Genomic DNA, 9,579 nt, shown 5'->3' with positions numbered 1-9,579 from the left:
GTCCTGCGGGTTGCGGGTCGTGCCCGACAGCATGCGGATCACACGCTCAGGCGTCGGCGGGACCAGGGGAAGGCCGTCGCTGAAGCCCTGGTCGAACATGAACTCGTCGATATCGTCGGACCCGGCGATCTCGATCCGGCGGGCGCGGATGGGGCTGCCCTCGGCCTCGGCGATGAGGCGGTCGTGGATGTCGGGGTCCAGGTGCTTGGAGCCGCAGCCGGGCCTCCAGTCCGGCAGGCTGGCCCAGTCCACCTGCGGCGCCGGAGTCCCGAGGGCGGCGGACACCCTGGCGGCGAGGACCTCCCACTCGGCCTTCACGAAGCCCTCCATCACCGGCGCGGTCACCCCGCCTGCGTCCGTCCAGAAGACCGCAGGCACGCTCTCGAAGTCCCAGGCGAGGGAGGTGCGCAGGCCGCTGTCGTCCAGGATCGGCAGGGTCAGGCCGTGGCGGTCGCGGAGGATCTCGGCCCCGTCCCGCGCCTGCGCCACCATCCAGACGTCGGCCTGCGCACCCCAGGTGCGGTGGAAGGCCTCCAGGATCGGCGCGACGAGGTTGCAGGTGGCGCAATCTTCCTTGGCGAAGCAGACAAGGCCTGGACGGCCGGTGGGGAAACTTCGCGCCTCGCCCTCGAGGTCTCGAAGGCTGAAGGCCCCCGGGGTCTTGCTCATGTCGTCCTCCTCCAACCTGCCCCCGGTGCGGAGCCCATTCTGGCGGAGGTGGATGGGAATCGAACCCACCACACGCCGGTGAGGCGTGTCACCGGTTTTGAAGACCGGGGAAGCCACCAGACTCCAGTCACCTCCAGTGGTCTCGACACTAGTGCGGGACGGGCTCCGGACCGAAGCGGTTTCTTGGGTGCAGGACCTGCCGTAGGTCGCCCCGGCGGACCGTGTCACCCCGGGCGTCGAGGAACTCCAGGACCGGGACGATGAACTTGCGCGAGGTGGAAAGGGCCGCCCGGGCCTCGCCGGTGGTAAACTCCGCAGGCGGCGGGAAGGCCGCCTCCAGGTCCCGGAGGGCCGCGTCCAGGGCGTCACGGTGGAAGACCAGGGTCTGGCGCAGGGCGTGGTTGCGCAGGGAGACCAGTCGCCCGGACTCCAACAGGAGGCCCAGGAGGGCGGCGGAGTCTGCTTCGCCGGCGAGGACCGAGGCGTCCGGCGGGGTCATGCCGCCCTCCCGGCAGGTCGACTCGATCTCTTCCAGGCGGGCGCGCTGATCCGGCGACAGGGTGGCGAAAGGGTCGTGGCCCTTCAGGGCCGCCTGGCCCCGTTCGATCCGGATCTCGCCAGAGTCAGCGAGCCTGCCCTCCACGTGCACGATCAGCTCCGGGGACAGGGTCCGGGAGAGGCCGCCCCGGAGGGCGCCAAGAGCGACAAAGGCGCGCATGGGGTGAGCGTGGTGCGCCTCGCCAAGCCGGTCCAGATAGGCCTGCATCGCCGACTGCACGGCGGACTCCGGCGCGAAGAGATCCTCGTCGAGGCGCACGAAGGTCCGGGCGAGGCGCGAGCGGACCTCTTCCGTAAGCCGGCGCGACAGCCGGGCCGCCTCTGTTGCGGACACAGCGCCGCCATCCCGCCGGGCAAGGGCCTCTGCAATGGGCACCGGCCGTCCCTTCGCGGCGGCGGCCAGCAGCTCGCGCCGCGCCTCGACGGTCCGGGACCGGAGCACGGGCGCGACGGGATCCAGCACCCGGCCGCCGCCGAGGGTGGCGGCGGGCGAAGGACGGCGGAGGAGAAGGCGCTGGCCGGCGTGGACCGGAACCGGGCTGGCGAAGCGGAACTGGGCGAGGCCCGAGCCGCCGGGCTCGAGCGCCGAGGCGCCGATCAGCCGCACCCGGGCGAGATCCTGCCGGGCGCCCCAGAGCACCCGCACCTCGTCCCCGGACCGGAGGGGCCGGGCGGCGTCGGGCGTCAGTTCGACCTCGGCGTCGATCCTTTGGGAGGAAGGAAAGATTCCCGGTGCGCAGAGGACGTCGCCCACCCGCACCTCCTCCGGGGAGACTCCGCGCAGGGCCGCCGCCACCCGGCCGCCGGCCCGGGCCGCGGCGACCGCCTGGCCGTGGACCTGTAGCTGGCGCAGGTGAACCCTTCGGCCAGAGGGCTCCAGCACGGCCTCGGTCCCCGCCTGAAGGTCCGCGCCCTGCAGGGAGCCGGTGACCACCGTGCCCGTCCCCGCCAGGCTGAAGACCCGGTCCAGGGGCAGGAAGACGCCCGGCAGGGGGTCCGGCGGCGGTGTCCGCAGGGCCAGGGCGGCGATCTCGCGCCCCAGGGCCTGAAGTCCCTCGCCGGTGACGGCCGAGCAGAAGACGATGGGCGCCGGGGCGAGGAAGCTTCCAGACAGTTCCGCCGCCAGCTGCGCCCTGAGGTCGTCGCGCGCCTCCGGCGAAACGAGGTCGGCCTTGGTCACCGCCACCAGGCCGTCCCGCAGGCCGAAGAGGCCGGCGATCCGAAGGTGCTCGCGGGTCTGCCGGCCAAAACCCTCGACGCCTGAGACCACCAGGAGAACCGCCCGGGCCCCGGCGGCGCCCATGACCATCGCACGGATGAAGTCCTCGTGCCCCGGGGCATCAAGGAAGTCGATGTCGCCGGCCGGATCCTCGCGGAAGGCGAAGCCGAGGGCGATGGAAAGCCCCCTGGTCTTCTCCTCCGGCAGCCGGTCCGTCTCCATACCGGTCAGCGCGCGGACAAGCGCCGTCTTGCCGTGGTTGACGTGGCCGATCACCGCCAGGCCGAGGGGCGGAGGCGCAGCGGCGGTCACTGAACAGGTCCCGTGCGGGTTTGGCGCATAGTGATTCCCTACGTCGAACCTGCGCCGAGGTCATCCGCCTCGCTTGCCCGCCGTCGGGCCGGCTCCCTATAGTCGGTCAGAGAGAGAGGCGCGCCTTGACGGTAAAGACCCCCAACGCCGCGAAGCCGGACCCCAGACGCCGCCTGCCGGCCGTGGGCGCGCTTTGTGAGGACCCGATCGCCCGCCCCCTGAAGGCCCGCTACGGCGCCGCCGCCCTGACGCGCGCTGTGCGCGCCGTCCTGTCCGAGGCCCGGACCCGCGTCGCAGCAGACCCTTGGGTCCTCCCCACGCCCGGGGTCCTTCTTGAGGCGGCGGAGACCCGCCTGGCAGCAGGGGTCCGCGAGACTCTCTACCCTGTGGTCAACGCGACGGGCGTCGTGATCCACACCAACCTGGGGCGGGCGCCCCTGGCGCCGGAGGCCGTCGCGGCGGTAGCGGCGGCGGCGGGCTACGCCAACCTCGAGCTCGACCTGGTCACCGGCCGCAGGTCCTCCCGGCAGGAGCACCTTGATCCCCTGATCGCCGAGATGACCGGCGCCGAGGGGGGGCTGGCCGTGAACAACTGCGCCGGCGCGGTGCTGCTCGCCCTTGCGGCGGTGGCGGAGGGCGCGCCGGTCATCGTCTCCCGGGGCGAGCTGGTGGAGATCGGCGGCGGCTTCCGGATCCCCGACGTCGTGGCCCAGAGCGGCTCGCGCCTGATCGAGGTGGGGACCACCAACCGCACCCACCTGCGCGACTACGAAAAGGCCCTGGCCGATCATCCGGACGCCCGGGTCATCCTGCGGACCCACCCCAGCAATTTCCGGATTTCCGGCTTCACCAGCGCCCCATCCCTCGAGAGCCTCGCCCACTTCGCTCATGCCCACGGCCTTCTCCTGGTGGAGGATCTGGGCGGCGGGGCCCTCGTTGACCTCGCGCCCTTCGGCATGGCCGAGGAACCCACCGTGCAGGCCAGCCTGAGGGCCGGCGTGGACCTCGTCCTCTTCAGCGGGGACAAGCTGCTGGGTGGACCCCAGGCGGGGCTCGCGGCCGGACGCAGGGCTCTGGTCGAACGGCTGGAGGCCCATCCGCTGGCCCGGGCCCTTCGCCTCGACAAGCTTTCCACGGCCGCCCTCGCCGCCACCCTTCGGCTCTATCGCCCGCCCTGCGACCCCTTCGAGCGGATTCCGATCCTGCGGTTGCTGGCGCAGGACACGACGACCCTGGACGCCAGGGCCATCGCCCTGAAGTCGCAGGTCGGGGGCGTCGAAAATCTTGAGATCGAGATCAGGGAGACAGAGGGCTATGCGGGCGGGGGCGCCCTGCCCATGCGGCCCCTTCCCGGTCGGGCCCTGGCCCTCCGCAGCCTGCGGCTCAGCGCTGAGGCCCTCGCTCATCAGCTGAGGACCAGCCCCACACCGATCCTCGGCCGCATTGAACAGGATCGGGTGCTGCTGGAGATGCGCACCCTCGCGGATGAGGACATACCTGTCCTTGTCTCGGCGATCGCGGCGATATCGCAGATCCCCCTCGGGCCTGAGGCCTGATCTCAGGCGAAGCCAGCGGCCTATCCCCGCTCAAGCGATGCAGGGGCCTGGCAAGTGCAGGAACACCCGAGAGGCGAGCGCCAACCTGCGCCCCCCAGATAGACAAAGCCGACTGCCGCGACGATGGTTCGACAGGTGTTCCGTTCCGATTCGCGGGGGCAGTCGCCATTGGACGCGCCATCCGAGGCTCTCGCCTTCGGGATGTCGTGAGTTAAGCCTGATCGAGCTAATCAAATGGAAAAACCGCCGATAGCCATCATCACAACCGTTTGGGGTCGCGATTATGTTGATTTCTACAAGAATCATGTTTTGCCCTACACACGGCGCGTTTTGCCTGAAGGATTCCTGATTGTCTGCCCAACGACGACTGAATACGTTGAAGAGCTAAATGGCCTAGTCGATATTGTATTCGATTGTGGATATTATGGCGGCCAAAATAAATACGATTTCGTATGGTCATTAGATAAAGCGGCGATGCGCACTCTTCATGAAAAAGGTGTTCGTCGATTCGTCTACCAGAATCCTGATGTTATTATATCGAAAGAAGCTTTTGTTCGAATCAAAGAAAGCTCTGCCAGGGTCATGACATTGCCTGGGATTCGAGCTTGGAAAGAGTTATTTCTTTTGATTTATAAGGAACTTGATGACGAATTGCTTGAGAATGCGCTGACTGTCCTTCATCCGATGACTCTGTCATTGGCCCGGAGGGGAGGGTTCCGCCGGTTCAGCCGTGGATGGCCGCAGATCGTTTATGACATCACTCCCGAGAGAATCCGGTGCCAGGCGCTTCATCGACATCCGCTCATGTTCGATATCCCGGACGATTACGACTGGGATTCCTGCCCGGGAGGAACAGTCGATTTTATCTTTCTCGAAACTCTGGGTCATCCGAGGTCCGCTTTCGACAACTTGACGTCGAGTGATCAGGGCTATGCACTGGAGTTTTCCGGAACAGAACCAACAATCGTCTACTCTCACCCTCCTGAGAAAGACGTTGATATCGACGCCGCCATCGCCGAGTTTGCGGCATCCGCCAGCTGCAGCGACTTACACCGCTGGTTTCTCGAGACGGAGTACGAGTGGCGACCAAAGGTGAGGACTAATTAGGCGCTTGACCTTGCATGGCTTCATTCGGAAGCGAATGTTCTACTGCGGAGGCTTCGCAATCGTGCGCGTCTTGAATTCGAGCGCAACTGAAAGCGCATATGAGAGTGGGATCTGAAATTGATTTTACATATTCGAGAATTCTGCTTGAATCATCTTTTAACTCCACCATTTTCCCAATTTCCGGATGTTATTTGAATTTTAGGGTGTGGGCATTGGTTCGACTCGATAAGGCGATATCACAATGAGCAAACTCGGATAAAACTTATGCGTCAAATAGCTATCATCACGACTGTTTGGGGGCGAGATTATGTTGATTTCTATAAGAATTACGTTTTGCCATACACGAGAAGGATCTTGCCCGAAGGATTTTTCATCGCCTGCGCGACGACCACAGAATACATCGAGGAAATAAAAAGTGTGGTCGATATCGCTTTTGATTGCGGATATTACAATGGAGAGAGCAAGTATGCGTTTGCATCAACTCTCGACTATTATGTCCTAAAGGTATTACATAGTTATGGAGTTACAAGATTCGTATACCAGAACCCCGATGCAGTTATATCGAGGGAGGCTTTCCTTCGAATCAAGGACTCCGCAGCACGCGTCATGACGTTACCTGGCATTCGGATATGGAAAGATTTGTTTCTCCTGATTTACAAGGATTTTGACGATGAATTACTTGAAAATGCTTTGACGGTTTTGCATCCGATTACTCTTAACTTGGCCCGAAAAGGAGGCTATCGGAGATTCAGTCGTGGATGGCCGAGCGCCGTTTATGACATCAGTCAAACAAGAGTTCGTTGCCAAGCCTTGCACAGACACCCACTCATGTTTGATATCCCAGATGATTACAACTGGGATTCCTGGGCGTCAGGCACGATCGATTTTCACTTCCTAGCGAGTCTTGGTCACGCAAGATCTCAATATGATAACCTGATTTCGAGCGAACAGGGATATGCTCTGGAGTTCTCTGGTACGTTCCCACTCATTATGGAGTCCTTCCCACCGGAACGCGTCGGCGATGTGGACGCCGCCTTTGCCGAGTTTGCGGCATCCGACAACTGCAGTGACTTACACCGCTGGTTTCTCGAAACGGAGTACGAGTGGCGACCTCGGTTGAAGACCGGCAAGGCGCGCGGAGAGAGTCCTTAAGGCGGCGACCATTCCGCCGCCTTGGCGTAACATCACCCTGAGCCCAGCCCTTCCCCTGGCGGATCCGGTGGAACATATGAGCAGCGATGCGGGCGCGCAGGCGGTTCTGCGTTTCCGGAAGCCTGGAGCAGGGTCGTGCCAGATCCCGGGAAGTTTGCGCCGACGCGGGAGGCCGCTCTGGAGAGTCTCGCCCGCTTTGTTCCAGTGGCTGGACGCGCCTATGCCGAGGGCCGGAACTTCGATCCCGGGCCCGAAGCGGGAAGCGCGGTATCGCGGCTTTCGCCCTACCTGCGGCACAGGGTGATCACCGAGGCTGAGGTGATCGACAGAGTTCTTGCGCGCCACGACCCCGCCGCCTCCGAAAAATTCGTCCAGGAGGTGCTCTGGCGCACCTACTGGAAGGGCTGGCTGGAAATGCGGCCTTGGGTCTGGCTGCGTTTCCTTGAGACAAGGGACCGCCAGCGGGACGGTCTGGCCGACCCGCGCGCCCTGGCGGACGCTGAGGCGGGCCGGACGGGGGTGGAGGGCTTCGACGACTGGGCCCGCGAACTCACCCAGAAAGGCTACCTGCACAACCACGCACGCATGTGGTTCGCTTCGATCTGGATCTTCACCCTCCGCCTGCCCTGGGCCCTCGGCGCAGATTTCTTCCTGCGCCGCCTGGTCGACGCGGACCCCGCCAGCAACACCCTGTCCTGGCGCTGGGTGGCGGGCCTCCAGACCCCGGGCAAGACCTACCTGGCGACCCGGGAGAATATCGCCCGCTTCACGGCCGGGCGCTTCGCCCCCTCCGGCCTCGCGACGGAGGCGCACGCCCTCACGGAGCCTCCCTCTGGACCTGCGGCGGACCTGCCAGAGGCGGCGGGATCGCCGCCCACCGGGCCGTTCCTGCTTCTGGCGACGCCCGAGGACCTGAGCCCGGACCAGGGATGGATCGACCCAGCGGCGATGGCTGCGGCGGCCGTCACGGCGGACCCGCGCCTGTCCTTCGGTGAGGCCGCTCGGCGGTTCACGGCCGGCGCCGCCACCGACGCTGCTGACCGGCTCGCCGGGCGGGTGGAAGGCCCCGTGACCAATCTGCCGGCTCTGGACGCCGGCCACCTGACCTCGGCGGCCCGGGCGGCGGGAGTCCGGACGATCGTCACCCCCTACGCGCCTGTAGGACCGACCGCGGAGGCGCTGGCCCAGCTGGTCCCGGGCCTTGAGGCCGAAGGCCTGCGCCTCGTTCAGATTCGCCGGGACTGGGACTCCCGCTTCTGGCCGCATGCCAAGGCCGGCTTCTTCGCCTTTCGCAAGCACATCCCCGGGCTGCTGGGCGTGGAGGCGCGCCGGTGACCCCGCCCCTGCAGGTGGTCTGGTTCAAGCGCGACCTGCGCGTCGAGGACCACCGCCCTCTGGCCCTTGCGGCCCGGGCCGGGCCGGTGCTGCCCCTTTACATCATCGAGCCTGGGCTCTGGGCGCAGCCGGACGCTTCCGGCAGGCAGTGGGCGTTTGCGTCGGAGTGTCTGGGCGAATTGGCCGGCTCCCTTGCCCGGCTGGGCCAGCCCCTCTGCGTCGAGGTCGGCGAGGCGGTGGAGGTGCTGGGCCGGATCCACCAGCGTTTCGGCATCGGCGCCCTTTGGAGTCACGAGGAGACTGGCAACGGCTGGACCTACGCACGGGACCTCGCCGTGGGCGCCTGGGCAAAGGCGGCGGAGATCCCCTGGCGTGAGGAACGCCAGTTCGGCGTGATCCGCCGCCTGAAGTCCCGGAATGGCTGGGCGCAGGCCTGGGACCGCGACATGTCCCAGCCGCTGACGCCGCCGCCCAGGGAACTTGTGCCCCTCGGCGGGGACTGGCCCTATCGGCTGCCGTCCGGACAGGACCTCGGGCTCGACCCGGACCCCTGCCCGCATCGCCAGCCAGGAGGGCGGACAGAGGGCCTGCGGGTCCTGGAGAGCTTTCTTTCCCGCAGGGGCGGCGACTACCGCAAGGAGATGTCCAGCCCCCTCACGGCCTTCGCGTCCAGCTCCCGACTCTCCCCGCACCTGGCCTGGGGCACGGTCTCCATGCGGGAGGTCGCCCAGGCCACCTGGGCGCGCCAGCGCGAGCTGAGGACCTCTTCGGCGCCCGACGCGGGCCGCTGGCGAGGGTCCCTGTCATCCTTCTCGGGCCGTCAGCACTGGCACTGCCACTTCATGCAGAAGCTGGAGGACGAACCCCGGATCGAGTTCGAGAACCTGCACCGGGCCTACGACGGCGTCCGCCCGGACGTCTCCGACCCGGACCGGCTCGAGGCCTGGCGACAGGGCCGCACGGGCTATCCCTTCCTCGACGCCTGCATGCGCGCGCTGGATGCCCATGGCTGGATCAACTTCCGCATGCGCGCCATGCTGATGTCCTTCGCCAGCTACCACCTCTGGCTTCCCTGGCGGGACAGCGGCCTTCACCTGGCGCGGAAGTTCGTGGACTACGAGCCGGGGATCCACTGGCCGCAGGTGCAGATGCAATCGGGCACGACGGGCATCAACACGCTCAGGATCTACAACCCCGTGAAGCAGGGCCACGACCAGGATCCGGAAGGGGCGTTTGTGCGGGCCTGGATCCCGGAGCTGGCGACCGTCCCCGACGCGTTCATCCACGAGCCCTGGCGCTGGGAAGGTGCGGCGGGCCTCGCCTATCCTCCGCCGATTGTCGACAACGCCGGAGCGATGCGGGCGGCCCGGGAAACCCTTCACGCCCTTCGCCGGGATCGCAGCCACAAGGGCGCAGCCAGGGCCATCGTCAACAAGCATGGCAGCCGCAAGACCGGCATGCCCAGGGCAGAAGGTGGCCGGCGGACCCGAGTCAGGTCCGCCGACAACGTCCAGCTGTCGCTGGATTTCGGGTAGGCGGAGTCTGCGGCTTGTCGAAGCGAGGACCTCCACCCCTTGGACCCCGCCCCGCACTTGACGCCCTCGGTTCCATCGTGCTTCTGAACTGCGAATGCTTCTCAGTATAGCCTGCCTGCTGCGGGCCGCTGTCAGC

The 9,579-nt window shown here is 66.2% G+C and carries 6 protein-coding genes, 1 tRNA gene and 1 pseudogene; 5 read left to right on the top strand and 3 right to left on the bottom strand.

Annotation, left to right across the window (positions count from 1 at the left end; all coding sequences use genetic code 11):
• The 3 genes and pseudogenes from IM632_RS01120 to selB form a co-directional block, all read right to left on the bottom strand.
• Positions 1-669 (bottom strand): annotated as a pseudogene (locus tag IM632_RS01120) (hypothetical protein); the annotation flags it as partial.
• Between the two features lie 40 nt (positions 670-709).
• Positions 710-804: transfer RNA gene (locus tag IM632_RS01115), tRNA-Sec, on the bottom strand.
• A 13-nt stretch (positions 805-817) separates the two neighbouring features.
• Positions 818-2,758 carry a selenocysteine-specific translation elongation factor gene (selB, locus tag IM632_RS01110; protein WP_296498209.1) on the bottom strand — a complete coding sequence of 647 codons (1,941 nt, stop codon included), beginning with the start codon at positions 2,756-2,758 and terminating at the stop codon, positions 818-820.
• Between the two features lie 125 nt (positions 2,759-2,883).
• Here selB and selA point away from each other — a divergent pair, with 125 nt between their 5' ends.
• The 5 genes from selA to IM632_RS01085 all read left to right on the top strand — a co-directional run bounded on the left by selA (position 2,884) and on the right by IM632_RS01085 (position 9,443).
• Entirely contained in the window at positions 2,884-4,314 is a 1,431-nt protein-coding gene (gene selA, locus IM632_RS01105; protein ID WP_296479577.1) for an L-seryl-tRNA(Sec) selenium transferase, read from the top strand.
• A gap of 234 nt (positions 4,315-4,548) precedes the next feature.
• Positions 4,549-5,421, top strand: coding sequence for a hypothetical protein (locus tag IM632_RS01100; protein ID WP_296479576.1), 873 nt, complete (start codon positions 4,549-4,551; stop codon positions 5,419-5,421).
• Positions 5,422-5,775: 354 nt separating this feature from the next.
• The gene (locus IM632_RS01095; RefSeq protein WP_296479575.1) at positions 5,776-6,573 is read left to right on the top strand and encodes a hypothetical protein; all 798 of its coding nucleotides are present in this window, start codon (positions 5,776-5,778) and stop codon (positions 6,571-6,573) included.
• Between the two features lie 135 nt (positions 6,574-6,708).
• Positions 6,709-7,908 carry an FAD-binding domain-containing protein gene (locus tag IM632_RS01090; protein ID WP_296479574.1) on the top strand — a complete coding sequence of 400 codons (1,200 nt, stop codon included), beginning with the start codon at positions 6,709-6,711 and terminating at the stop codon, positions 7,906-7,908.
• Positions 7,905-9,443 carry an FAD-binding domain-containing protein gene (locus tag IM632_RS01085; RefSeq protein WP_296479573.1) on the top strand — a complete coding sequence of 513 codons (1,539 nt, stop codon included), beginning with the start codon at positions 7,905-7,907 and terminating at the stop codon, positions 9,441-9,443. Before IM632_RS01090 ends, IM632_RS01085 begins: the two co-directional genes overlap by 4 nt.
• Positions 9,444-9,579: the final 136 nt, after the last annotated feature.

Source organism: Phenylobacterium sp. (genome assembly GCF_020402505.1).
In the GTDB taxonomy this organism is placed as follows: domain Bacteria; phylum Pseudomonadota; class Alphaproteobacteria; order Caulobacterales; family Caulobacteraceae; genus Phenylobacterium.
Note: the sequence above shows the minus strand (reverse complement) of the source record. Positions and strands in the feature narration are given on the sequence as shown.